Origin of the sequence: Acinetobacter schindleri CIP 107287 (genome assembly GCF_000368625.1) — a bacterium.
Lineage (GTDB): Bacteria > Pseudomonadota > Gammaproteobacteria > Pseudomonadales > Moraxellaceae > Acinetobacter > Acinetobacter schindleri.
In genome coordinates, this window is the sequence record NZ_KB849576.1 from 495,233 (window position 1) to 518,923 (window position 23,691).

Below are 23,691 nucleotides of genomic sequence, written 5' to 3' on the forward strand. Positions count from 1 at the left end.
TTAACCAGCGAGTTGATCATTATCCTCTAGTTCTGTAATCATCCATTCATCCCCGATAAATTTCCGGTCAGCTGCCTGTCCATATTGCAGGTCGAATACCTCATTTAAGGTTGGATCGCGTTGGAGGATGTGCTCTAATCCAACCAGTATATAATCCTCCTCAGCCAAGGGTTCTGCTGTCAAAAATTGCCAGTCACCATCGCGTTCATGCAATACGGTAACAATTGGCTGCTCCAGTTCCAGCCATTGCTTAGTCGTATAAATGCCTAAATTCCGTGGTTCGCGGAATTTAAACTCGGCATTGCGATCCAGCAGGGGCTGATCAAATTCAAAAACTTCCTCGAAGCCATCTTCCCAAGGAAATTTATCATTCCGATCTGTCCAGACTAATTGTAAGGCTGGAAACGCTTCATCTTGGTAATAACTTTGCGCAATCCCAAAATAGTCACCGATATTTCGACGATCAACTTTTAGAAACTTACAGCGGCTTTCTTTAAAAAATACATTCGGATACGTGTTACTGAGCTGGATGCGTTGACCTTTTTGAACGACCTCAGTCACATGATTCAGAATAGTCTGACTAAGTTTAGCAGTGAGTCCAAAACAGATAATTTCTGGATGCTGGAACCTTTCATATAAGCCAATGCTATAGCTAAAAGGCGGGGAATAGTCAGTATGAGTGATCGAAATGATTTGTACGCCGTACTGTCGAATATTAATTCTGGTCTGATTTAATAGTTCATTGCGATCCGGGCAATAATGATCTTCTGTATGTTTCATGATTTTTATTTTTTGAATTATTTTTTAAATAAACATACAGAAGATTTAAGCTTTCGACAAATGAAATTGTCTAAAGTTTATTTATAGTTGTCTGAAACCTTCACATAATTCTGTGCTGAATACGGCAAAAAAGCTTTTTCTTTGTCGGTAAGTGGACGCACTTTTTTCACAGGGCTTCCTACATACAAGTAACCACTTTCCAAAACTTTATTTGGCGGAACAAGTGAACCCGCACCAATCATCACATCATCTTCAACAATCACATCATCTAAAATAATCGTGCCAATACCGACCAAAACGCGATTGCCAATGGTGCAGCCATGTAATTTTACATGATGACCAATCGTGACATCTTCACCAATGATCAGTGGCGAACCTTCTGGCTTATCGGCTTTCTTATGACTGACATGCAACATGGCATGATCCTGCACATTGGAATTCTTGCCAATCTGGATATGATTGACATCACCACGAATTACGGCAAAAGGCCAAACCGAGACATTCTCAGCCAAAACCACATCGCCAACCACAATCCCCATAGGATCGATATAACAAGATTCATCAATCTGTGGGATCATGTCTAAATAAGAACGTATGTTTTGGCTCATAGTGGTCTATTCATTAAAAGTTTAAACGTCATGTATAGAGTATAAAATAAAAAGCACCCATCTGAATGAGTGCTTTGGTCTTAGTCTAAGGCTAAAACAGTCTGTTTAAACTTAAAATAAGTTACTGAAGAACTGTTTGATATGATCCAGCATACGCGCAAAGAAACCAGCTTCTTCTACAGCTTTTAGTGCAACAAGCGGTTTTTCAGCAATCACTTTACCATCAAGAGAAGCAACGTATTTACCTACCACTTGACCTTGTTTTAAAGGTGCAGTCAATTTAGGTTGAACTACGATTTGCGTTTTAATCTCATTCGCTTTGCCTTTTGGCATGGTCACATTGAAGTTTTCAGCAAGGCCGATTTGAACTTCATTTTCCTTACCAAACCACACCTTAGACTTGGCTAAGACTTGTCTGCCGGCCTGAACATTTTTAGTTTCGTAGTTTGCAAAACCCCATGCCAAAAGTTCACGTGTATGTGTTGCACGATCCTGCATAGATGGCGCACCGAAGATCACAGAGATCAAACGCATTGGACCACGTTTTGCAGAAGTCGTTAAGCAGTAACCCGCTTCATTGGTATGACCGGTTTTCAAACCATCCACACTTGGATCTGTATACAGCAGGGCATTACGGTTGCCTTGCTTGATTCCGTTAAAAGTAAATTCTTTTTCAGAATAAATCGGGTAGTACTTTGAACTGTCTTTAATGATGTGCTGTGCCAGCATGGCCATATCTTTGGCAGTCGAATAGTGACCTTCCGCAGGCATACCGGTTGAGTTTACAAAGCTGGTATTGGTCATGCCGATACGTTTTGCTTCCTGGTTCATCATATGTGCGAAGGTACCCTCGTTACCTGCAATATGTTCTGCCATTGCTTTGGAAGCATCGTTACCTGACTGGATGATGATACCGCGCAGCATCTCAAGTGCTGTTGCCGTGCCGTTTAGCGGAACATACATACATGATTCAGAACTACTACCGCGACACCATGCCGATTCGTTCATACGAACCTGTTCATCTTCAGTCAGTTCACCGCTTAATAACTTTTGTTCAATGATGTAGCTGGTCATCATTTTAGTCATTGAAGCAGGGGCTAGTTTTTCATTTTCATTTTTAGATGCGAGAATTTGCCCTGTTTCGTAGTCCATTAGCACATAAGATTTATTATTCAATTCTGGTGGTGCAGATAGGACAGTTGCTGCAAAGCTAAAACTAGGAATTAATAATAATGCAGCAAGAGCAGTTTTTTGGGTCATTTCTAGTAGGTTCCAATATCTTGATGTAAGCACGAAGAGCCTAGCATTTTAGGACAAAGCTAGGCGGACTTCTACGGTTTGCAGCGGCTTATTTCAAAAGTATTGTAAGCATGGCGGCAGAAAAAAATCAGGATTTGCTATAAGTGGTGAGTTCTGTACAAATCGCTTGATTTTTCTGCTGACCTGCTTTCTGCGCATCCTGTTGTGCTTCTTTCAGGATCGGCTGGAATTTTGTGTTTTTGCTAAGCTGATTCAAGGCTTCTACCGGGTTCTTTTGACCAGGCATATATTCACTGACCAGCTGGCTATAACCCGCTTTAAATTTATTCTGGTCTTTCACCATACCTGGACAGATTTCTGAAAGTACATAAATGGCCGCAAGCTCATGCTGAGTCACTTCTTGAATCGGAGTGACTTCAATATTGGTATCGGCTGCAAAACTTTGTGTAGTCAAAATGCTGAAAGTTGAAAGAGTAAAAATGCCAAAGGCTTTAATGAATAAATTTTTCATTGAAAATCAAAAGCTCAAATTAGAAATTAAGATGGGCTTAGATTAACTAATTTTGAAGGAATGAAAAGATTAAAAATGTAAGGAAGCCGTAAAATAATGGAGAAAATCGTTATATAAACAGGATGATGGCGCTGCATCATCCTGTCAGAAAGTCTGAATTAGATTTGTTGAGTGATCAGGTCATTACACACTGCCTGATGTTCATCTTTAGCGGTTTGCTTGGCTTCCTGGCGTGCTTCTTGAAGTGCTGACTGATATTCCTTGTCCTGTTGGATCTTGTCATAAGTCATCGATTTATCAGAATAATCGGATAAGTATTGTTTAATCAGCTGTTGAGTGTTCTGCTCAAATTTGGCATTTTTACCCACAATCCCCGGACAAACTTCAGTGAGCACTTGAACTGAAGCCAGGTCTTCCTTAATGGTCAAATCAACCTCAGCAGATAAATTTTCAGCTGAAAAAGCAGGAGAGCTCAGGCCAGCAGTCAGAGCAAAAGCCAGTGCGGCTACAGCAACCGTATTTTTAATCATCATGAACCACATATATTAAAGATGGATGTTGAACGATAAATATATATAATTCCGTGGCTAATACAAACAAATGTCCCAACCAGTCATTTTTTGGGACGAACGGGATTTTGCTGTGAATATATTGATATCAAATGATGATGGCGTATTTGCTCCGGGCATACAGGCACTAGCGCAGAGCTTAAAAGCCTTAGGCCGTGTAGTGGTTGTTGCACCTGAAAGCGAACGTAGCGGATTTTCCAGTGCATTGACCCTTGATCGTCCACTGCGACCGATTCAGATTGCTCCAGATGTTTGGGCAGTAAATGGTACTCCGGCAGACTGTGTCTATCTGGCCATGAATGGTTTGTTTGATGTCGAATTCGATCTTGTGGTGAGTGGCATTAATAGCGGTGCCAATCTGGGGGATGATGTATTGTATTCAGGCACAGTGGGGGCAGCATTTGAAGGTCGTCTAGCAAAACATCCTGCACTGGCTATTTCTTTGTGTGGGCAAAACGTGCGTGCTTATACCTCACCAGAAGATTATCGTGTTGCAGCGCAATGGGTTCATGACTTTATTGCAGCAGGTTTGCCAGCATTGCCTGAGCGTCAGATCTTTAATGTCAATATTCCGGATATCGCTGAGCTAAAAGGAACCAAAGTGACCTTCCAAGGTCGCCGTAGCCAGTCTAAACCCATTAGCAGTCATGTGGATCCACGTGGCCGTCAGGTTTACTGGATTGGTCTATCTGGTGAAGCAGTTGCAATGCCAAAGCATCAAGGAACTGAAATTGAGTCAGACTTTTTTGCCATCGCCAATGGTTATGTCAGTGTGACGCCAATCCAGATGGATGCTACAAACTATGACGTACTTCACGAATTACAGGGTCAGATTTTAAATAAAATCTAACTAATGTTATAACTTTGTGAATAGATGGACATTGCAACCTTATTTGCTGTGTTTTTTTGCTAATCTAATCGAGTTTTTTAAACCGTATAGATGTTAGAGAGGAAGATAATGTTCCTGGTGTCACCGAAACGCTTTATTGCTTTGCCTACAGGCCTGATTAAAACGTTAGTACTCACAACAGCAGTGGTTTCAGCAGTTATCGTAACTGGGTGTGCAACCAAACCTTATATTAATAATTCCGCCCGTTATGCTGCAGCACCTGATTTTTATACGGTTCGTTCGGGTGACACTCTAAGTGGCATTGCAGCACGCTATGGTCTGAGTTATATCAGTGTCGCGGAAATGAATGACATTCCGGAGCCATATCGTATTTATGTCGGTCAATCGATCCGTTTGAAAAATACCAAACGCAGTACGACTACTCAAGTCGTTGATACTTCAGCACCTATCCAGCGTAAAACTGTCGTGGCTCCAACGCCGGTAACTCCAGCGCAGACCACTGTTAAAACGGCACCATCAGTAACACCAAAAGTCACTACACCTGCTCCTGTGACAACTGTACCGTCATCCGGATTACGTTGGGTAAAACCATCGAATGGAGCAGTATTGCAGCAATACAATCTGGCTTCAAATATTAAGGGTATACGTTACGCAGGTAATGTTGGTGATCCGGTATTTGCTGCTGCTGATGGTCAAGTGGTATATGCCGCTGACGGTCTAAAAGAATACGGCAATCTGGTGCTGGTCAAACATATTAATGGCTACATCACTGCGTATGCACATAACAGTAAACTTAACGTGAAAAGTGGTCAAAATGTAACCGCAGGCCAGAAGATTGCAGAAATGGGTTCAAGTGGTACAACCCGTACCATGCTTGAATTCCAAGTACGTCTGGATGGAAAACCGGTGAATCCTGCATCCGTTTTACCGAATAGTTGAATAAAAAGGTGCAAATGCTAAATTTCACCGTATAATATAATGAGTTGCTTTTATCAAAGGATGAAGCACCTCATAAGTTTAGAGGGGAATTTATGTTAGATCAACTTCGAGCAATGGGCGTATTTGCTTGTGTTGTAGAGAAAAACTCGTTTAGCGGTGCTGCACGTGAACTGGGTATTACCACCAGTGCCGTAAGCCAGCAGATTCGATCGCTGGAGCAGGACATGGAAGTGATTCTCCTGAACCGTTCTACACGAAAATTGAGTTTGACTGAAGCAGGCCAGGCTTTTTTCTATAGCTGTCAGGAAATGTTATCCGCTGCTGAACGTGGCAAAGTCCGTATCAATGAGCTACGTGATGATCTGGTTGGTGACCTGCGTATCGTCGCAACTGCAGAACTGTGTTCAATGCATGTGATTCCGGCATTGTCGCACTGGATGGCTGCGCACCGTGGTTTGACAGTGCAGTTTGAAACACAAGATCAACCGCTTGACCTGAAGGATAGTCGTGTTGATATTGAACTGCGCCTTGATCAAGTCATCGACGATAGCAATGTTGAAGTCGTTCCACTTATTCAGATTGAACAGATTTTGGTAACAGCTCCGAGTTACATCAATCAATCTGTTTTAATTACACAGCCGGATGATCTGAAGCAACATGACATTTTGTCACTCAGTCATTTGAACAATCATCAACAATTTTATTTCCAGCATGTCAATACAGCCCAAAAAGTTGAACTTGAACTGAGCTCACGACTAAACACCAATAACAGTATTGTGGCGAAGTCGATGTGTCTGCATGGCAATACCATTGCCCGCATGTCATATCTGGATGTACAAAAAGATTTAATAAACGGCTCTTTGATTGAAGTCCTGCCTGAGTGGAAATTACAACCATTTACGCTATATGCAGTCATGCCAAAACGTGAACAACAACCTATAAAAATTCTCCGTTGTCTTGATACCTTGAAACAATATTTTGGCCAGTTGTCTGGCGGACGTTTGTTGCAAATCGCATCATAAACTGCAAAGAATTAAAAAAGCCGCTTGATGCGGCTTTTTATGTTTCTGGCTTTTAAGAAATTAAGCCAGATATGCTTTAATCATTTTAACCAGACGTTCAATCAGTTGATCAGCCTGTTCCTGAGTAATGTTCAGGGTAGGCAGTAGACGTACCACATTGCCTGCAGTTACGTTGATAATGGTTTTATATTCATCACGCGCGATATCTACCAGTTCGCCACATGCTTTTGGCAATTCAATACCAATCATCAGACCAAAACCACGAACAGTGACATTCTGATCACCAAGCTGGCTACGAAGTTGCTCAACGATATAAGCACCTTTTTCTGCTGCATTCGTCACGATATTTTCTTTTTGCATAATATCAAGGATGGTATAAACAATACGTGAACCTAGTGCTGTACCGCTGTAGGTTGAACCATGGTTCCCGGCAGTTAAAACACCAACACCACGTCCTTGGGTCATCACCGCACCAATCGGAAAACCATTACCCAGACCTTTTGCAGTGGTCAGTACATCTGGAACAATGTTGGTATGTTGATATGCAAAATATTTACCGGTACGGCCATTACCTGTCTGAACTTCATCCAACATCATCAGCCAGTTATGCTGGTTGCACAGTTGACGGATTTCTTCCAGGTAGCTGAAGCCTTGTGGTGCAGTATTGACACCGCCTTCACCTTGAATCGGTTCAACGAAAACAGCTACGATGTCAGGGTGATTAATTGCTGCTTCCTGAATCGCTTCGATATCACCAAATGGTACGCGGATAAAGCCTTCAACCAGCGGTCCGAAACCTTCCTGAACTTTTTTGTTACCTGTCGCTGAGAGGGTAGCCAAAGTACGACCGTGGAAAGAGTGGTCAGCCACAATGATTTTTGGTGTAGCGATGCCTTGCATATGGCCAAATTTACGTGCAATCTTGATTGCACCTTCATTGGATTCTGCACCGCTATTCGAGAAGAAAATTTCTTCCATGCCTGAAACTTCAGCCAGTTTTTGTGCAGCAGCAGTCTGCCATGGTACTTCAAACAGGTTGCTGGTGTGAATCAGGGTGGTGGCCTGTTCAGCAATTGCTTCAGCAAGTACCGGGTGGGCATGACCCAGCCCACATACTGCAATTCCGGTCAGAGCATCTAGATACTCAGTACCATCTTCAGTATAAAGATAAGCACCTTGTCCTCGGACAAAACTGATCGGCTGACGGCCAAATACCGGCATCAAGTGTGAAGGTTGATCAGTTTGCACAGGAGCAAGGGTAATATTCTTCATGACTAACTCTTATCTGTTAGGTGGATTGAAAATTAAAGTCATAGATGCCATATATAGACATAACGACAGGACCTATATAAGCAAAATCTCAAACAGAATAAAAGCTGAATTGTAAATAAAACATGAAATATTGTTTTAGACATACTGTTTTAGTTCATTTTGAGTATAATGCGAAGCAGATTTATTGAGGATATATCAATGACTGAACAAGCACGCGATACAGAAGCGTTAATTCGTGACCAAATTGCCAAACACGCAGTACTTCTTTATATGAAAGGCACACCACAATTCCCACAATGTGGTTTCTCTGCTCGTGCGGTTGAAGCACTCAGTCAAATTGGTCGTCCATTTGCTTATGTGAATATTCTGGAAAACCCAGACATTCGCGCAACTCTTCCAGTTATTGCGAACTGGCCAACTTTCCCACAATTGTGGATCAATGGTGAATTGATCGGTGGTAGCGATATCATGCTCGATATGTTCCAGAAAGGTGAATTGAAGTCTTTAGTTGAACAATACAGCCCGGCACCTGAAGCTTAATAGATTTATTAGACTTGCAGATGTTAAAAAGCGCTTCCAGAGAAGCGCTTTTTTATGACTGAAATTTAACACTTAAAATGGAAAGGAGCAGGATTAGTTTTCTGCCTTATTCTCAGAGGTTTCAGATTGTTCCAGTTCTTTTGATTCAGCCGCAAGTGCTGCTGCAAGCGCATCTGGATCTGCCTGAATATCCTTTACTGGTGCTTTGTCTTTTTTCTTTTTCTTCTTTTTTTTCTTTTTCTTTGGCTCTTCTTCCTCAAGCTCGGCACCATCTTCAATAGCTTGCCAGTAATCCAGTTGCTCCATCACCGCAGCATAAATCGAATGCTTGCTGTAACGGCCTTTCTTGTCCAGGGTGCCAACCGGACGTGCCATTAGAATTTCCAGTGCTTGATCGATGGTATCAATCGCATGGATATGGAACTGACCTGCTTCAACTGCTGCAATTACATCTTTACGCAGCATCAGATGCTGCATGTTTTGACGTGGAATAATCACACCTTGCTTGCCAGTCAAGCCTTGCAATTTGCAGGCATCGAAGAAACCTTCAATCTTGGCATTTACCCCACCAATTGGCTGTACCTGACCGAGCTGGTTCATTGAACCGGTAATCGCCCAAGACTGGTCAATTGGCAACTGGCTAATGGCTGAGATCAATGCAGAAAGTTCAGCCACAGTAGCACTGTCACCATCTACCTGACCGTAACTTTGTTCAAACGCCAGAGCTGCAGAGAAGTGCAGGGTTTGTTCACGACCGAAATGTGCTTTCAGGAAAGACGCCATCAGTAATACGCCTTTGGCATGTAGTGAACCACCAAGTTCCACGCTGCGCTCGATATCCAGAATGTCACCACCACCTTGATAGACCGATGCAGTTAAACGTGAAGGTAAACCGAATTCAACATCCGCATAGTGAATAACGGACAAGGCATTGATTTGACCAAGACGGTGACCACGTGTCTCAATCAGCTGGGTACCACGAGACAGATCTTGCCAATATAGCTCACGTAAATAGCCTAAGCGATATTTGCGATGATCTAGGGCAGTATTGATGTGTTTTTCTGAAACCATTTTGTCATCAGCTTTAAAGGCATGATGATGCGCTTCACGAATCAAATCACCCAAAGTCAGCGCATGTAATGACAAGGAGCTTTGGTCTTCAGCCTGACGGCTTGAATCAGTCAATAAGGCAGCCAAGGCAGAACGGTCAAAAGGCAACAGTTTGTCTGCCTGAACGTAATCAGCAATGAGCTGCATATAGGCCTGCTCATTTTTGTCATTACGTTGTAATGTATCTGTAAAGTCAGCACGGATTTTAAAGATACTGCCCAGCTCAGGTTCGAGCTCCAGAATTTCATAATAGATTTCTGGTTCAGCTAACAATACGATCTTGATATCAAGTGGAATTGCCGCTGGCTCAATTGAAATACTGCCAGTTAACGTTAGCATATGTTCTAAAGAAGACAGTTTCAGCTGACCAGATTTCAAAGCACGTTTTAGGCCTTGCCATGCATACGGTTGTTCTAAGAGTTGCTCGGCTTCAATCATCAGGAAGCCACCATTGGCACGATGCATTGAGCCCGGACGGATCAAGGTGAAGTCAGTGGTAATCGTACCGTTCTGGGTTAACTGTTCTACATGACCGAGCAGGTTGTAATGGGTTGGAAAATCTTCAAAGATCACCGGTGCACCGCTGTTTGGCTTATATGTCACAATGACATTGGCCTGATAACGGGACGGCACACGACTGAACAGGCCAGGAGTAAAGTCATCTTCTTCCTGTTCCAGCACAATCTCGACATTATTAATGATGTCTTCCGCATAGAACTTCAGATATTTATCCAGGCCTTCCACATCTTTAAATTTAGCCAGCATCTGTTCAACACGCGGTACAACCACCTGTTTGGCAATCTCACGGTTGAGTACCTGTACACGGTCACGGGCATCATCTTCCAGATCACCGAGGAGCAGGCCCAGGCGTTCTAGTTTTTTATCCATGTAACGCATGTTGGATGCAATTTCAGCACGATCTTTATTGCTCAGTGCATTCAGATCATCTTGTGTCATTTCCTGTAACTTGTCATCTTTGAGATGAACCGGTACAAAACAGTGCTCATCATTGCGAGAGATCAGCTTTAAATCGAATTCTTCACCTTCACGGGTCAGTTCAATCAGCGCTTGCTGCTGTTCATCACCGGTTTGCTGACGGATCATCTCAATACGGTTGTAATAGGTTTCCGCAGTAAAACGACGTTCCAGCTGTTTAAGAATGGTTTGCCAGCTTTGATGCAGCATCGCCTGGAATTTAGGACCTTGACCTGCAGGAAACTGCAATGCAATCGGCTGGCGGGAATTCTGGAAATTATTAACATACACCCAGTCATTTGGTGTTGCTACTGTTTTGGCATGTTGCTGTAGCAGACGTTTGACCATGGTACGCTTGCCAAGACCTGCGGTTCCGACAGCAAAAATGTTATAGCCTGAATATGGCAGGGCAATCCCGGCTTCAACTGAGGCACGTGCACGATCCTGACCAAGAAAATTATTGAGTGGTTTAATACGCTTGGTCGACGCCGGAATTTTATCCAGTTTTGGAATATGTGTCAGTTGCGTGGGCTGCAAGCGAGTTTTTTCAAGAGTAGGTTGTATTTCGCTTTGTTCAAATGCTGTCTTTAATAGTTCAGCATGGTTTTGTTGTGCAGTTAGGGTAGTGTTAATCGTATTGGCGGTTATTGAAGAATGAATTTGATCGAGTCTCTGGGTCACTGTTGATGTCCAAAACGAAATAGTGCATTAATGATTTAAGGTATACAGAATTAGCCGGAAAATTCAAGCCAACATGTCGCTTTTGACGTAAAAAATAAAATGATCTATGCAGAGAAAATGGTAAATCTTGTTGAAAGATCCTGTATTAAAGGATTGAATAGCAGCTACTGTTTTTTTGCGGAAAATAATAAAGCAATGACAACACAAACGACGGGTTGGAAATCCGCCTTTACAGCTTTCTTGGATCGGCGTGCGCTGATCATGCTGTTTCTGGGTTTTTCAGCGGGTGTCCCGATTCTTCTGATCTTTTCAAGTCTGTCTCTCTGGCTCGGTGAAGCGGGTATTAGTAAAAGTGCAGTAACTTTCTTTAGCTGGGCTGCCTTGGGTTATTCCTTTAAGTTTGTCTGGGCACCACTGATTGATGAACTACCAGTGCCATTCCTGACTAAGGCTTTAGGTCGACGTCGTGCCTGGTTGCTGATCGCCCAAATTCTGATTGTTTGCGCGATCTGTATTATGGCTTTTTCAGATCCGGCTTTAGGACAACTACATCTTCAGCAGATGGCGCTTGGTGCAGTCTTGCTTGGCTTTTCCGCAGCAACTCAGGATATTGTGATTGATGCCTACCGTATTGAACTGGCAGAAACCCAGATGCAGACCGTGCTGGCTGCAACTTATAACGCAGGCTACCGTATTGGTATGATTGTCGCTGGTGCGGGCGCATTGTTCCTTGCCGCTTACTTAGGTACCGCAAAAGGTAACTATATTTATGATGCCTGGAAGTGGACCTATCTGGCGATGGCTGCGGTGATGTTGGTGGGGATTATCACGACGTTGTCAATCCGCGAACCACAGGTCGATCGTGTGCGTAAACACTATGTGCGCAGTGATTATTTCCGCCTGGTGGGGGTGTTTTTTGTCGCGGTCATCAGCTTTGTAGTGAGCTATGTATATTCAGGTAACCTAGTGAGCATGTTGACTGAACAGTTTGCCATTCAGGATACCTTTGCATTATTTACTTTTGAATCTTTGCGTTTTATCGGATCTGGTGCAGTCGTATTTGGTGTGGGTGCCGCCTTGGTGAAACTGGGTGCGGTGAATCGGGAAATGGCCTATGAAACCTGGGTCAATCCGGTTGCGGATTTCTTCAAGCGCTATGGTCTAAAACTGGCTTTGGTCCTGTTATTGCTGATTGGTTTTTATCGTGTTTCAGACATTATTGCTGGTGTGATTTCCAATGTGTTCTATCAGGACATGAACTTTAGCAAGGAGCAGATTGCTGAAGCAGTGAAGGTCTATGGGGTGATCTTTTCCCTCTTGGGTGGTTTCCTGGGAGGATTATTGGCCCAGAAGATGAATATCATGAAGCTGATGTTTGTCGGTGCCATTCTGGCCTGTTCTACCAATCTGATCTTTATTGGTTTGGTGAAATCCGGACAACAGCTAAATCCGGTAGATATTCAGGTTGGACAGCAACGCTATCAGGCAGACACGGATGAAGTTGGTTACTGGAAAGTGAAAGTACCAGTACAGGTACTCGCTGATGCCAAGCAGATTCAGGTTCAGGCGGCTTATGCCAATGCTAATACGACTGATAGTACAGTTAGCCTGTCCATGCCATATTTGCTGCAGACTTCAGGTAATGCACAGCTGCAGATTCTACCAATTACCAGCGACAATACGCTTCATGCTAATGAAGAAGGGAGTATTGTGGTTCGTGGTCAATATGTCGGTGAAGCTTTACAAGATAATCAGAAGATCATTTATGAACTGAATGATGAGCGTTTTGAAGCCAAGCTGGAAGAACAGGGGGTGTTTAGTACAGCTATTCCAGCAGAAAAACTGAAATCTGCGCCAGCGCATTTAATCAGTGCGGTACTGATGGAGGATGAGCGAGCTGTTCAGCAAGTGACACATGTCTATCAGACGAGCACTGATGCTAAAAATACCAAGATGCTTGATGTCGATATCCAGCCACTGGTTCCTGTGGATGTGAATCGTAATACTGATATTGAAGTGACAGGCAAGGTGATCAAGCCATATAGCGATGCCTGGCTGTATTTTGCGATTATCGTCGATAACCTGGCTGCCGGTCTGGCAGGTGCAGCATTTATTGCCTTCTTATCCAGCTTGACCAGCGTATCTTTCACTGCAGTCCAATATGCGATTTTTAGCTCACTTATGACACTAACCCCTAAGATTTTAGGGGGATATTCAGGTACTATAGTCACCAATATCGGTTATCCGAACTTCTTCCTGATGACCACATTGATCGGGATTCCGATTCTCATTTTAGTGGTCTGGGTTGGAAAATTACTCGGTGAACACCAACAACAATCTGGCAATAAGGATGAATAATATGCGCATGCTGCATACCATGTTACGTGTAGGCAATCTGGAACAGTCATTAAATTTCTATACTGAAGTGCTTGGTATGACTTTACTTCGTAAGCGTGATTATGAAGAAGGTCGTTTCACTCTGGCATTTGTAGGTTATGGTGATGAAAAGAACCATACCGTGCTCGAGCTGACACATAACTGGGATACAGACAGTTATGAACTTGGCAATGCTTATGGCCATATTGCGATTGCAGTCGATGATGCTTATAAAGCCTGTGAAGAAATCAAGGCTCGTGGCGGCAAGGTGGTTCGTGAAGCAGGTCCAATGAAAGGCGGTGTAACCGTTATTGCATTTGTCGAAGATCCAGATGGTTATAAAATTGAACTGATTCAGCAGGACCACAACGCACGTAACAACTAAGTGTTAATTAGATAGCATGATATATGAAATATATTCATGTGTAGATGAAAAGATTACATCAATCTGAGTGCATAGCCTGGGCCCGGTATCTGTTAAGATAGCCGGGCATTTTTATATCAAACAATAAAATTTAAGGGATGAAGGGATATGCTTAAGTTATTGGCATTGGACCGTTTTACTATACTGCTTTTTATAATGGTGATACTTGCCAGTTTTGTTCCGGTATCAGGACAGGCGGCTGAAGTCTTTTCATCTATTACCACGATTGCTATTGCTATCTTATTCTTTCTGCATGGTGCCAAGTTATCACGTGAGGCCGTAGTTGAAGGATTGATGCACTGGAAGCTACATACCTTGGTGTTCGCATTTACTTTTGCGCTGTTTCCTATAATTGGTCTGTTGGCCAAGCCGGTCCTGGTTCCGTTATTGGGTCAGGAGCTGTACTGGGGCTTCCTGTTTATGTGCTTCCTGCCATCAACAGTACAGTCTTCGATTGCCTTTACTTCAGTGGCACAGGGTAATGTCGCCGGTGCAGTGTGTAGTGCCTCATTTTCCAATATTGTCGGTATGTTTATTACCCCGGTATTAGTAGCCTTTTTTATTTTGGGTCAGTCACAACATGGTTTTGATCCCACCTCATCCATTATGCAGATCACTTTACTGCTTCTGGTGCCGTTTATCCTTGGACAAATTCTGCGTCCTTGGGTATTTCCACAAATGAAGAAAATGCCAGAAATTGTTAAGGTTTTTGATCAGGGTTCGATTCTCATGGTGGTGTATGGCGCGTTCAGTAGTGCTGTTGTGGCAGGGCTGTGGCATCAGGTAAGCTTATCGACCTTATTACTGCTCATTATTGCCTGCTCAGTCTTACTGACTTTGGTGATGCTGCTGGCCCTGTTTGTGCCACGCTGGATTGGTTTTGATAAAGCGGATCAGAAAACTATTTTTTTCTGTGGTTCCAAGAAAACTTTAGCCAGCGGCGTGCCGATGGCACAAATTCTGTTTATTGGTCAGCCAATTGGCATGATTGTATTGCCGATCATGATTTTCCATCAGATTCAGCTGATGGTTTGCGGCATTGTTGCCAATATGTGGTCCAAACAGGTTGCAGTTAAAACTGAAGAATAATTCGCTTATTAAATTTGTTTCACGTATAATATTGCCCAACTTGTTGTGCTTAGCTCTGACGGTATCCGTCTCGGTGGGCCAAAAGAATGGTCTGTTGTGGTGTTGATCTGCCTGAATTTGATTCTGGCCTTTCCTCAGTTTTTGAGAGTGATCAATTGCGATGACAGCAAAACCTTCTTGATCTTTATGGAGAATCGACCATGCGCGCCGATATTCACCCAAAATATGAAAAACTAGTTGCTACTTGTTCATGTGGTAACGTAATCGAAACTCGTTCAGCTGTTGGTAAAGAAACGCTTTATCTAGACGTATGTTCAGCTTGCCACCCATTCTACACTGGTAAGCAAAAGAACGTTGATACTGGCGGTCGTATCGACAAGTTCAAACAACGTTTTGCTGGTATGTCACGTTCTGTTAAACGTTAATACCCAAAATGAAAAAACGGGCAATTTGCCCGTTTTTTTGTGCCTGAATATTGTGAATTCACAGTATTCAGGTGTGGTACAGGCGCTTAGCGCTCCTGTACATCAATCAGATGATCCAGTTTTTTCTGGAAGTAATCACCTTGAATGAAGCGTGCATCGACATTCCAAGCATTAGCAAAAGAAGTCATATCATTCAGTTCACGTAACAGGAGATAAACCGGTTTGATTTCCAGATATCCAGCGATTTTTTCCTGAAGTTCCTCGGTATTGGAATTCAATTGCGCAGTGAGCTGTGGATGGATCGTTAAGGCATTTACATCCATTTCACGGAGCAAGGTTTCACTATACATCGAATTGCCGAATTCACGAATCGCAATCTCTGCGCCATGGTCACGCAGAATACGGATATATTTCTGCGCATCCTCGCGGTTCAGGATCAGATCCTCTTCGGCAAATTGTAAAGTGAGAGGATGCTTTAATTTACTGCGAATAATCGTAATCAGCTTGGAGATAAACTCAGGAAAACTACGGTCTTTGAAGAGCACGGCACGATTCAGGTTTACGATCAAGCGGGCTTCAGGATATTGGGTGATAAAGTTATGCAGTTGCTTGCAAGACTCAACCAGAATCCAGCGATCTAGCTTGATTGAAAGTTCATCATCTTCACGCAGTTCCAGCAGCTTGGAAATATCCTGCCATTTATTTTCAAAAATAAAACCGCTGGTAACCTCATAGGTATACAGATTGCTATCTTCCTTGTCATACAGCTGCTGATATTTCAGATGGATTTCGCCACGCTCCAAGCATTGACGCAGTGCATGCAGGATTGAACCTGGCATCGCTACAGGTGCTGCGGCTGTAGCTGGTGTTACAGGCGTTGGAACTGGTGCAGATACTGGACTAGAGGCTGACTGGGCTGCAGCTGATTCGGCAATACTGAACTCCAGACTTGGAACAGCTTCTGCAGGTGCAAGCATATCCGATGGAATATCCAGCACAAATTCGGAAGACTGTTGTGCTTGAGGTAATGGTGTAGAGAAGGCACGAGCAATATGCTGATCCAGCTGTGCCTCATCATGTAGTTCACCGTCGAGTTTGGTATAACCGATGCGTAAGTTCAGAGAGCAGGTCTGCTGATTGACTGTAATCAACTGCGGTTTGGTTAATGCAGCTAACCCAATCAGTTTAGATTCCAGAATTTCCTGAGAATCGGCCTGAATGACACCGACCAGGACATCATGTTCCAGTTTAAACAGCGATACACGAACCTGTTCTTTCAGGAAGTTCTTAACTTCATGGAAGTAGCCTGTGTAGATCGCCCAATCTGCATTGAGAATTTGAGACTCATAAGCAGCAAAAGAGAAGGTGATCAATGCATTGGCATTGGCAGGCTCGCGGTTCAGCTCGCGTTTTAGTAATTGTAACGTACTTGGCTTGACTGCTGCTTTTTCAGTTGTTGTAGCAGATTGAGTTTTCGCAGTATCAATCGTTAGCTGTAAAGCATCTTCTTCACTGGTAGAAGCCAGGAACTCAAGCTTGAGGGGGTTGACTGCAGCAATCTTTGGATTGGTTGAATGAATTTCAAAACCACCCAGCTCGAACTGACCTTGGGAAATTTTCTTAAAACGGGTCTTAAATTCGTTTAGATCTTGTGGCTGTAACAGATCGAGTAAAGGCAAACCGATAATGTCATCTTCAGAATTCAGGCCAAACAGTTTCAGGTAATCTTCATTGGCCTGAATGTGAATGCCTTCCTGAATGGTGGCTACCGCTTTGTTACTGTCCTCAACCAGTAATTGTGCCTGAGTTTGTACTGTTTCCAGCTCTTCTATTAAATGTTGCTGCGACTGGGTCAGACGGCTGAAAGACAGGGCACGTACCAGACCGAGGTAAAAGCGTTCTGGATATTCCAGATTCAAAATGTCATACACACCTTTCTGGATATAACCGGTATATTGATTAGCCTGATAGTCATCAGGTTTAAGCAGCAGAATCGGCAAGTTTGGCTGTTTCGATAGGCGTACCAGACTGAGTGCCTGTTCATATTTCAGGTCATACGCACGGCCAAAGATGATCAGGTCCCAGTTGAAATTCAACTGCTTTTCAAAGTTCTGCAGGTCATCCAGTAGAACTGCATCCACCTGATATTCATTGGCGGTCAACAGATCACGAATCTGGTTAAATCTAATTTGATTATCATCAATAATCAGTAAACGTGTTTCCGTACGTTTTAACTTTTTAGACAATAATGGATTTCTCACTTCAATGCTTCCCATAAGTCGTGATTATTGATTTCATTCATTTGCTTGTGAATAAAGCCTTTAATGATCTGTTCTTCCTGATCATTCAATAATTCATAGTCAAATCGAATAAAGCTTTGTGTGATCAGCTGTGCTTTGGTCAGATAGATTTTTAGTTCACGACCATCAACACGCAGGTGAATCGTCTGTTTTTCCCTAAACATCTGTACACCTGACACAATAACACTATTCGAAATCTGATCTAGTTGGGTTATCTGTACCAGTAAAGCTGGCTGATAATTTTTCAGATGACGGTCGGTCCGTGCATAAACTGCACATGGGAACAGGTCTTGCGCCAGAATTTCCAAGCCTAGTTCCAGACTTTTTTCTGTTGACTGTTTGATCCAGCGGATCACACCACCACGCCATTGGCTTTGGGCATTTTCCTGAACCAGAATAAATTCGCCGGTTTTCAGATTCGATGGAGTAAAGCCGGTCCACTTAATCCGGTAACCATTGACGCTGATGTCCAGCACTTCGGCATGGTGAATCTGCTTGGCTTCACGATCTAAGGCTTTGATATGACTAAATGAACCTGGTACGGCATTTTCTGATGCACTGATAAAGCTACTTTCACTCTGGAAGTTATAGCCGCCTTCAACATCTAGGGTTTCATGGAAGTTTTTGCCCTGAGACAGATAGAAATGTGCAGCAGACAAACCAAAACAGATATTGATATGCGCTGAGTATTCATAACGCTCATGACGACGTTCCATGGTTGTGGTCAACAGGTTATAAATATGAAAATGCAGCGCTGGGGTGAGGAACAATTTCTCATTACGCGACAGATACTGGGCATTTTTGGTTTGTGTACCCGCCAGATGTTCCATCAGGTTCTGAGTGGCAATAAATATGCTCGGCTTGAAATGATCATTCAGACGCGAGTTATATACTGGTGGCAAGTCTTTGCTGCTGTCGACTGCATAGCGGGACAGGGTAGTTTCTTTAGGTAAAACCTGAACCAGTTTGGCCCAGTCAAAACTGCAAAGATACAATCCCTGAATTTCTGCCGGTCGGATTTGATGAGTATTAAAGATTTCCAGCAGGATCAGCTGTGCATACGCATTCGAAATATTCTGTAGCTCATGCTGAGTACCCAGGACCTGATTGATATTGCTCTGATGGAAATTATTTTGCATTGCAATTTCAAGTAGCTGATGAGCTGCAAGCCATTGGCCCATCACTGGCTTGCCATACAGCATATGCTGTTGATACAGCAGCAGGCTGAGCTGTTGTAAGGCATAGTAAATCGAAACCATACGTGCCGTGGTCAGACTTTTCTTTTTTCCCAGTTTAAATAAAGAAAAACTGCTGTGATTCAGCTCATGATTACAGCGCTTGGCAATATCAATATAGGCCTTGGCAAAATGACTACGCAGCAGCATTGCCAGTTCAATAATCTGGTCATTACGGTCAGTAGTAATCAGGCCTTGATTGACGAAGTGTTTTTCCAGGCTGGTCAGTACATTTTCAAGAGTCGGATGCAGTACCTGAATCAGGTCAAAACGCAGGGTTTCAGAGCACTTCAGTTCAGAGATTTCCAGTAGGGCACTGAACAGTGACTTGGAGGATGTCCCCAGTTGCAGGATCGAAATTCCTGCAACCCATTCCTGCAAGGCTTTTACATTGGCTGGACAAAAGCTCAGTTGATCCAGTTTAAGTTCCGTCGGCGTTTGAAAAATATCTGAATTATGTTTACTCATTTATTATTTAACTCAAAATGTTGAAACCCCAAAAAGCGGTGTCTTATTTTTTTCGCCCGCAATTTCCCGAACAAGTTTAGGTACCAAATACCCGGGTAAGTTCGCTAAAACTTCTGTATAAATCTCGTTTATATGCTTAGGTGACAAATCAAAATGATGCGCCCCTTTTACTTTATCAAGTACATGTAAATAATACGGCATCACTCCGGCTTCAAACAAGCGATAACTTAAATCGACCAAAACTGGTGCAGTATCATTTACTCCTTTGAGTAACACTGCCTGATTAAGTACGGTAATCTGTTGCTGAACCAACTGATTCAGTTTGCTACAGGTGTAATCATCCAGCTCAGATGCATGATTTGAGTGTACCACCAGAATAATACGTAGCCTACTGTTTTTTAACATGCTTGTCAGCTCGTCATCGATTCGGCTTGGGATTACAATCGGAACTCGTGAATGTATTCTTAAGAATTTAAGTTGAGTTAAAGTTTCCAGACGTTCAATCCAGAGTTTTAATTTCCGGTTAGAAAGAGTGAGTGGATCACCACCGCTCAGGATCACTTCATTAATATCTGGCTGGCTTAGCAGATAGCTTTTAATATTTTCCCAGTCTTCATTTTTAGGTAAATTTTCTTGATAAGGAAAGTGACGTCTAAAGCAATATCGGCAATGTACGGCACAGGCTCCGGTCAGGGTCAGCAGAAAACGTGACTTATATTTATGTAGGACGCCTGGCTGCTGGTTAGCCTGTTCTTCACCCAAAGGATCAGTAACAAAACCCGGATGCTCTTCCAGTTCCAGATGATGTGGCAGGACTTGCAGTAACAGGGGGTCAAGTGGATTGCCAATCTGCATTTTGCCAACAAAAGCACGTGGTACCCGTAACTTGAATTGTTCTGATGCCAGAATTGCGCCAGAAAGTAGCTGCTCAGGTGAGAGTTTCAGTTGTTGCAATAATTCCTGCGGATTTGTGATCAAGTCACTCAGTTGTGACTGCCAGTTTTGTTCCTGATAGAAAAAGTCTGTCATGTGGGAAGAATAAAGTAAAAGTGGAAGCGATGAAGCTGAAGCGATTAGTTTAACAGTTTATATATAGTATGAATGTGCCTGTATTGGATAAAGTTTGACGTATTAGTTGAGCAGATTATATAAAGCTTTGTCTTAATGATCAGCAGATGGTAGGGACTGAATAATTTGTTCATTGATATGTCTGACTGTAACTTAGTCAGTGAAGGTCTGTTAAATAGGAATTTTTCGTTGCGGCATGGTGTATTGGTCATTTAGAATACGCAACATTAAATGAATGTGCATGTGGCAACTACATGTTCGTGTCAGACTTGCTAAATGACATTGCAACAGCCCATAGCATCAATAGATTAAAGTTAGTAAGTTTGGAGTGCGCCAGTCATGGCCTATTATTCTACGAATGATTTCAAGTCAGGCCTTAAGGTTATGCTTGATGGTAACCCATGTTCAATCATGGAAAACGAATACGTAAAACCAGGTAAAGGCCAAGCCTTCAACCGTGTAAAATTACGTAACCTTAAATCAGGTAAAGTGTTAGAAAAAACATTTAAGTCTGGTGACTCACTAGAAGCTGCTGACATCGTAGAAGTAGAAATGGAATACTTGTACAACGATGGCGAAATGTGGAACTTCATGGATCCAGTATCTTTTGAACAGATTGCAGCAGACAAAATCGCGATGGGCGATGCAGCAAAATGGTTAAAAGACGACTCCAATGAAAAATGTACCATCATGCTTTGGAATGGCGTTCCTTTAACAGTGAATGCACCAAACTTTGTGGTATTGCAAATCGTTGAGACTGATCCAGGTGTACGTGGTGATACTTCTGGCGGTGGCGGTAAGCCAGCGAAACTGGAAACAGGTGCGGTAGTACGTGTTCCATTATTTGTTCAGCAAGAAGATAAAGTTCGTGTTGATACACGTACAGGTGAATACCTAGAACGTGCATAATGGTCTGAAAATAGACTATTATCAAAGGGGATGATGAAAATCATCCCCTTTTTTATGCCAAAGTCTTAGAGGCAACAAAAAAGAACAGGCGTAAAGTCGCAAGGGAAAACAGCAGTACCTCGAACAAAAAAAATCACGCTGATTTAAATGCAACAGATATGAGGGATTGAATGGAAACTTTACAACAGAAGTCGAGCATGACTTCGAAAATTATGTGGCTCCTTGTAGCCATTGTCGGGGCAGTATCCTTTGGGATTCTTGCACTTAGCCGTGGAGAGCATGTCAATGCAGTCTGGCTGGTGCTGGCAGCTGCCTGTGTATATAGCATCGCTTACCGTTTTTACAGTTTATTTATTGCCAATAAAGTTTTTGAACTGAATGAGCGCCGTTTAACGCCTGCCCATCGTCTGGCTGATGGTCTGGACTATGTACCCACCAATAAAGGGGTGCTTTTCGGTCACCACTTTGCCGCGATTGCCGGTGCAGGTCCACTGGTGGGGCCAATTCTGGCAGCACAAATGGGTTATTTGCCGGGCACGATCTGGCTATTAGTCGGTGTGGTACTTGCCGGTGCAGTTCAGGATTTTCTGGTACTGTTTATTTCAACTCGTCGCGATGGTCGTTCACTTGGTGAAATGGCCAAACAGGAACTAGGTACTTTTGCCGGTATTATTGTCATGCTCGGTGCCTTAGGCGTGATGATTATCATCTTGGCGGTATTGGCGCTAGTCGTTGTCAAAGCTTTAACCAACAGCCCATGGGGTGTATTCAGTATTGCTGCGACGATTCCGATTGCAATATTCATGGGTATTTACATGCGCTTTATCCGACCAGGACGAATCGCAGAAGTCTCCATTATTGGTTTCGTGTTGATGATGCTCGGCATTATCTACGGTGAAACTATTGCTCAACATCCATACTGGGGTCCATTCTTTACTTTGTCAGGTACTGAACTGACTTGGGCATTGATTATCTACGGTTTCATTGCTTCTGTATTGCCGGTATGGTTGCTACTTGCACCGCGTGATTACTTATCTACCTTCCTGAAAATTGGCGTGATTGCGGGTCTGGCGATTGGTATTCTGTTCGCGATGCCAGAAATGAAACTGCCAGCAATTACCAAATTTATTGATGGTACTGGTCCTGTATTTGCAGGTTCCATGTTCCCATTCCTGTTTATTACCATTGCCTGTGGTGCGATTTCCGGTTTCCATGCACTGGTTTCATCAGGAACCACACCAAAGCTGGTCAACAACGAACGTGATATCCGCATGATCGGTTATGGCGGTATGTTAATGGAATCTTTTGTGGCGATCATGGCCTTGATCTGTGCTGCGATTCTGGATCCAGGCATTTACTTCGCGATTAACTCGCCAGTCGCATTACTTGGTACTACGGCAGAAAGTGCAGCAGAAGCAGTACGAACCCTTGGTTTCGTAGTAACCCCTGAAGCCTTGACTTTGCTGGCGCAGGAAGTCGGTGAAAACTCGATTCTGTCGCGTACTGGTGGTGCACCGACTTTCGCGATTGGTATGGCGCATATCATTACCGAAATCTTCAATAGCCGTGAAATGATGGCATTCTGGTATCACTTTGCGATTCTGTTTGAAGCATTATTCATCCTGACTGCTGTTGACGCCGGTACTCGTGCCTGTCGCTTTATGGTTCAAGATACCGTAGGTATCGTGATTCCTGCAGTAAAACAGTCACATAATTTCTTTGGTAATTTATTAGGTACAGCTGTCGCTGTCGCTGGTTGGGGCTTCTTCGTTTATCAAGGCGTGGTCGATCCACTCGGTGGGATTAACAGTTTATGGCCACTGTTTGGTATCGGTAACCAGATTCTGGCTGCAATGGCACTCATTCTGGGTACCGTCATCCTGTTTAAGATGAAAAAACAGAAATACGTTTGGGTGACGATTATTCCAACTGTATTCCTGTTCATTACCTCAATGACTGCAGGCTGGCAAAAGATTTTCCACGAAAATCCGAAGATCGGTTTCCTTGCGCAAGCTGACCGCTTTAACACGGCAATTGCCAATAATGAAATTCTGGCACCAGCAAAAACCGTGGCTGAGATGCACACAGTGGCATTGTCGAATCAGATCAATGCGGGTCTATGTGCTTTCTTTATGATTGTTGCTTTCGTCATGCTATTTGCTGCAATTGGTGTGATTCGCCGTGCTTTGGCAAATCCGGAACCAACTGTACATGAAGCTGAAGCGATTTATCGCGATCCTGCTGAGATCAAACCTACAGCACATCACTAAGGAGACTGGT

20 protein-coding genes are annotated in these 23,691 nt (G+C 43.2%); 10 read left to right on the forward strand and 10 right to left on the reverse strand.

All coding sequences use genetic code 11. The features are described from left to right. From F955_RS09930 to F955_RS09950, 5 genes are all read right to left on the reverse strand, one after another. Positions 1-780 carry a DUF4262 domain-containing protein gene (locus F955_RS09930; protein ID WP_004894068.1) on the reverse strand — a complete coding sequence of 260 codons (780 nt, stop codon included), beginning with the start codon at positions 778-780 and terminating at the stop codon, positions 1-3. A 77-nt stretch (positions 781-857) separates the two neighbouring features. Beyond that, positions 858-1,388: a gamma carbonic anhydrase family protein gene (locus tag F955_RS09935; RefSeq protein ID WP_004894070.1), complete on the reverse strand. Its 531-nt coding sequence runs from the start codon at positions 1,386-1,388 to the stop codon at positions 858-860. Between the two features lie 111 nt (positions 1,389-1,499). Beyond that, complete coding sequence (dacC, locus tag F955_RS09940) at positions 1,500-2,648, reverse strand: D-alanyl-D-alanine carboxypeptidase PBP5/6 (RefSeq protein ID WP_004810469.1); 1,149 nt, start codon at positions 2,646-2,648, stop codon at positions 1,500-1,502. Positions 2,649-2,775: 127 nt separating this feature from the next. Further along, complete coding sequence (locus F955_RS09945; protein ID WP_004810468.1) at positions 2,776-3,159, reverse strand: MCR_0457 family protein; 384 nt, start codon at positions 3,157-3,159, stop codon at positions 2,776-2,778. A 158-nt stretch (positions 3,160-3,317) separates the two neighbouring features. After that, positions 3,318-3,692, reverse strand: coding sequence for an MCR_0457 family protein (locus F955_RS09950; RefSeq protein ID WP_004894072.1), 375 nt, complete (start codon positions 3,690-3,692; stop codon positions 3,318-3,320). 109 nt (positions 3,693-3,801) lie between these two features. Between F955_RS09950 and surE the strand changes: the two genes are divergently transcribed. The 3 genes from surE (at position 3,802) to F955_RS09965 (ending at position 6,539) form a co-directional block, all read left to right on the forward strand. Continuing rightward, positions 3,802-4,578 carry a 5'/3'-nucleotidase SurE gene (gene surE, locus F955_RS09955; RefSeq protein WP_008306600.1) on the forward strand — a complete coding sequence of 259 codons (777 nt, stop codon included), beginning with the start codon at positions 3,802-3,804 and terminating at the stop codon, positions 4,576-4,578. Positions 4,579-4,686: 108 nt separating this feature from the next. Continuing rightward, positions 4,687-5,517 (forward strand): peptidoglycan DD-metalloendopeptidase family protein, encoded by an 831-nt coding sequence (locus tag F955_RS09960; protein ID WP_004894076.1) that lies wholly within the window; start codon positions 4,687-4,689, stop codon positions 5,515-5,517. Positions 5,518-5,609: 92 nt separating this feature from the next. After that, positions 5,610-6,539 carry a LysR family transcriptional regulator gene (locus F955_RS09965; protein ID WP_004894078.1) on the forward strand — a complete coding sequence of 310 codons (930 nt, stop codon included), beginning with the start codon at positions 5,610-5,612 and terminating at the stop codon, positions 6,537-6,539. Between the two features lie 60 nt (positions 6,540-6,599). On the opposite strand, the gene F955_RS09970 is transcribed toward F955_RS09965, so the two are convergent. Next, positions 6,600-7,811, reverse strand: coding sequence for an aspartate aminotransferase family protein (locus F955_RS09970; RefSeq protein WP_004894080.1), 1,212 nt, complete (start codon positions 7,809-7,811; stop codon positions 6,600-6,602). Between the two features lie 198 nt (positions 7,812-8,009). On the opposite strand from F955_RS09970, the gene grxD reads away from it, so the two are divergent. Next, positions 8,010-8,351 carry a Grx4 family monothiol glutaredoxin gene (grxD, locus tag F955_RS09975; protein ID WP_004810457.1) on the forward strand — a complete coding sequence of 114 codons (342 nt, stop codon included), beginning with the start codon at positions 8,010-8,012 and terminating at the stop codon, positions 8,349-8,351. Positions 8,352-8,444: 93 nt separating this feature from the next. Here grxD and F955_RS09980 read toward each other — a convergent pair whose 3' ends face one another. Beyond that, positions 8,445-11,117 (reverse strand): Lon protease family protein, encoded by a 2,673-nt coding sequence (locus F955_RS09980; RefSeq protein WP_004894082.1) that lies wholly within the window; start codon positions 11,115-11,117, stop codon positions 8,445-8,447. A gap of 195 nt (positions 11,118-11,312) precedes the next feature. Here F955_RS09980 and F955_RS09985 point away from each other — a divergent pair, with 195 nt between their 5' ends. The 4 genes from F955_RS09985 to rpmE all read left to right on the forward strand — a co-directional run bounded on the left by F955_RS09985 (position 11,313) and on the right by rpmE (position 15,431). Next, positions 11,313-13,475, forward strand: a complete 2,163-nt coding sequence (locus tag F955_RS09985; protein WP_026056718.1) for an AmpG family muropeptide MFS transporter — start codon at positions 11,313-11,315, stop codon at positions 13,473-13,475. A gap of 1 nt (position 13,476) precedes the next feature. Beyond that, a complete protein-coding gene (gene gloA / locus F955_RS09990; RefSeq protein WP_004894086.1) occupies positions 13,477-13,878 on the forward strand; it encodes a lactoylglutathione lyase in 402 nt (133 codons plus the stop codon). Positions 13,879-14,025: 147 nt separating this feature from the next. Then, entirely contained in the window at positions 14,026-15,006 is a 981-nt protein-coding gene (locus F955_RS09995; protein WP_004894088.1) for a bile acid:sodium symporter family protein, read from the forward strand. 200 nt (positions 15,007-15,206) lie between these two features. Then, on the forward strand, positions 15,207-15,431 hold the full coding sequence (gene rpmE / locus F955_RS10000) for a 50S ribosomal protein L31 (RefSeq protein ID WP_004782616.1): 225 nt from the start codon (positions 15,207-15,209) through the stop codon (positions 15,429-15,431). Positions 15,432-15,517: 86 nt separating this feature from the next. On the opposite strand, the gene F955_RS10005 is transcribed toward rpmE, so the two are convergent. Genes F955_RS10005 through epmB form a run of 3 tightly spaced genes read right to left on the reverse strand, consistent with a single transcriptional unit; the run spans position 15,518 to position 20,463 of the window. Next, the gene (locus tag F955_RS10005; protein WP_004894091.1) at positions 15,518-17,707 is read right to left on the reverse strand and encodes an EAL domain-containing protein; all 2,190 of its coding nucleotides are present in this window, start codon (positions 17,705-17,707) and stop codon (positions 15,518-15,520) included. Then, positions 17,689-19,434 carry a hypothetical protein gene (locus F955_RS10010; RefSeq protein WP_004894094.1) on the reverse strand — a complete coding sequence of 582 codons (1,746 nt, stop codon included), beginning with the start codon at positions 19,432-19,434 and terminating at the stop codon, positions 17,689-17,691. The genes F955_RS10005 and F955_RS10010 overlap by 19 nt, the downstream gene beginning before the upstream one ends. Before the next feature lie 12 nt (positions 19,435-19,446). After that, complete coding sequence (gene epmB, locus F955_RS10015) at positions 19,447-20,463, reverse strand: EF-P beta-lysylation protein EpmB (RefSeq protein WP_004894097.1); 1,017 nt, start codon at positions 20,461-20,463, stop codon at positions 19,447-19,449. A gap of 378 nt (positions 20,464-20,841) precedes the next feature. Between epmB and efp the strand changes: the two genes are divergently transcribed. Both efp and F955_RS10025 read left to right on the forward strand, forming a co-directional pair. After that, positions 20,842-21,411, forward strand: a complete 570-nt coding sequence (gene efp, locus F955_RS10020) for an elongation factor P (protein ID WP_004810438.1) — start codon at positions 20,842-20,844, stop codon at positions 21,409-21,411. A 170-nt stretch (positions 21,412-21,581) separates the two neighbouring features. Next, positions 21,582-23,681, forward strand: a complete 2,100-nt coding sequence (locus tag F955_RS10025; RefSeq protein WP_004894100.1) for a carbon starvation CstA family protein — start codon at positions 21,582-21,584, stop codon at positions 23,679-23,681. The last annotated feature ends 10 nt before the right edge of the window (positions 23,682-23,691 follow it).

Excerpts from the sequence above, each read along its gene's own strand:
- F955_RS09930 (WP_004894068.1), bottom strand. The coding sequence starts at position 780 with ATGAAACATACAGAAGATCATTATTGCCCGGATCGCAATGAACTATTA.
- F955_RS09935 (WP_004894070.1), bottom strand. The coding sequence starts at position 1,388 with ATGAGCCAAAACATACGTTCTTATTTAGACATGATCCCACAGATTGAT.
- dacC (WP_004810469.1), bottom strand. The coding sequence starts at position 2,648 with ATGACCCAAAAAACTGCTCTTGCTGCATTATTATTAATTCCTAGTTTT.
- F955_RS09945 (WP_004810468.1), bottom strand. The coding sequence starts at position 3,159 with ATGAAAAATTTATTCATTAAAGCCTTTGGCATTTTTACTCTTTCAACT.
- F955_RS09950 (WP_004894072.1), bottom strand. The coding sequence starts at position 3,692 with ATGATGATTAAAAATACGGTTGCTGTAGCCGCACTGGCTTTTGCTCTG.
- F955_RS09960 (WP_004894076.1), top strand. The coding sequence starts at position 4,687 with ATGTTCCTGGTGTCACCGAAACGCTTTATTGCTTTGCCTACAGGCCTG.
- F955_RS09965 (WP_004894078.1), top strand. The coding sequence starts at position 5,610 with ATGTTAGATCAACTTCGAGCAATGGGCGTATTTGCTTGTGTTGTAGAG.
- F955_RS09970 (WP_004894080.1), bottom strand. The coding sequence starts at position 7,811 with ATGAAGAATATTACCCTTGCTCCTGTGCAAACTGATCAACCTTCACAC.
- grxD (WP_004810457.1), top strand. The coding sequence starts at position 8,010 with ATGACTGAACAAGCACGCGATACAGAAGCGTTAATTCGTGACCAAATT.
- F955_RS09985 (WP_026056718.1), top strand. The coding sequence starts at position 11,313 with ATGACAACACAAACGACGGGTTGGAAATCCGCCTTTACAGCTTTCTTG.
- gloA (WP_004894086.1), top strand. The coding sequence starts at position 13,477 with ATGCGCATGCTGCATACCATGTTACGTGTAGGCAATCTGGAACAGTCA.
- F955_RS09995 (WP_004894088.1), top strand. The coding sequence starts at position 14,026 with ATGCTTAAGTTATTGGCATTGGACCGTTTTACTATACTGCTTTTTATA.
- rpmE (WP_004782616.1), top strand. The coding sequence starts at position 15,207 with ATGCGCGCCGATATTCACCCAAAATATGAAAAACTAGTTGCTACTTGT.
- F955_RS10005 (WP_004894091.1), bottom strand. The coding sequence starts at position 17,707 with ATGGGAAGCATTGAAGTGAGAAATCCATTATTGTCTAAAAAGTTAAAA.
- F955_RS10010 (WP_004894094.1), bottom strand. The coding sequence starts at position 19,434 with ATGAGTAAACATAATTCAGATATTTTTCAAACGCCGACGGAACTTAAA.
- epmB (WP_004894097.1), bottom strand. The coding sequence starts at position 20,463 with ATGACAGACTTTTTCTATCAGGAACAAAACTGGCAGTCACAACTGAGT.
- efp (WP_004810438.1), top strand. The coding sequence starts at position 20,842 with ATGGCCTATTATTCTACGAATGATTTCAAGTCAGGCCTTAAGGTTATG.
- F955_RS10025 (WP_004894100.1), top strand. The coding sequence starts at position 21,582 with ATGGAAACTTTACAACAGAAGTCGAGCATGACTTCGAAAATTATGTGG.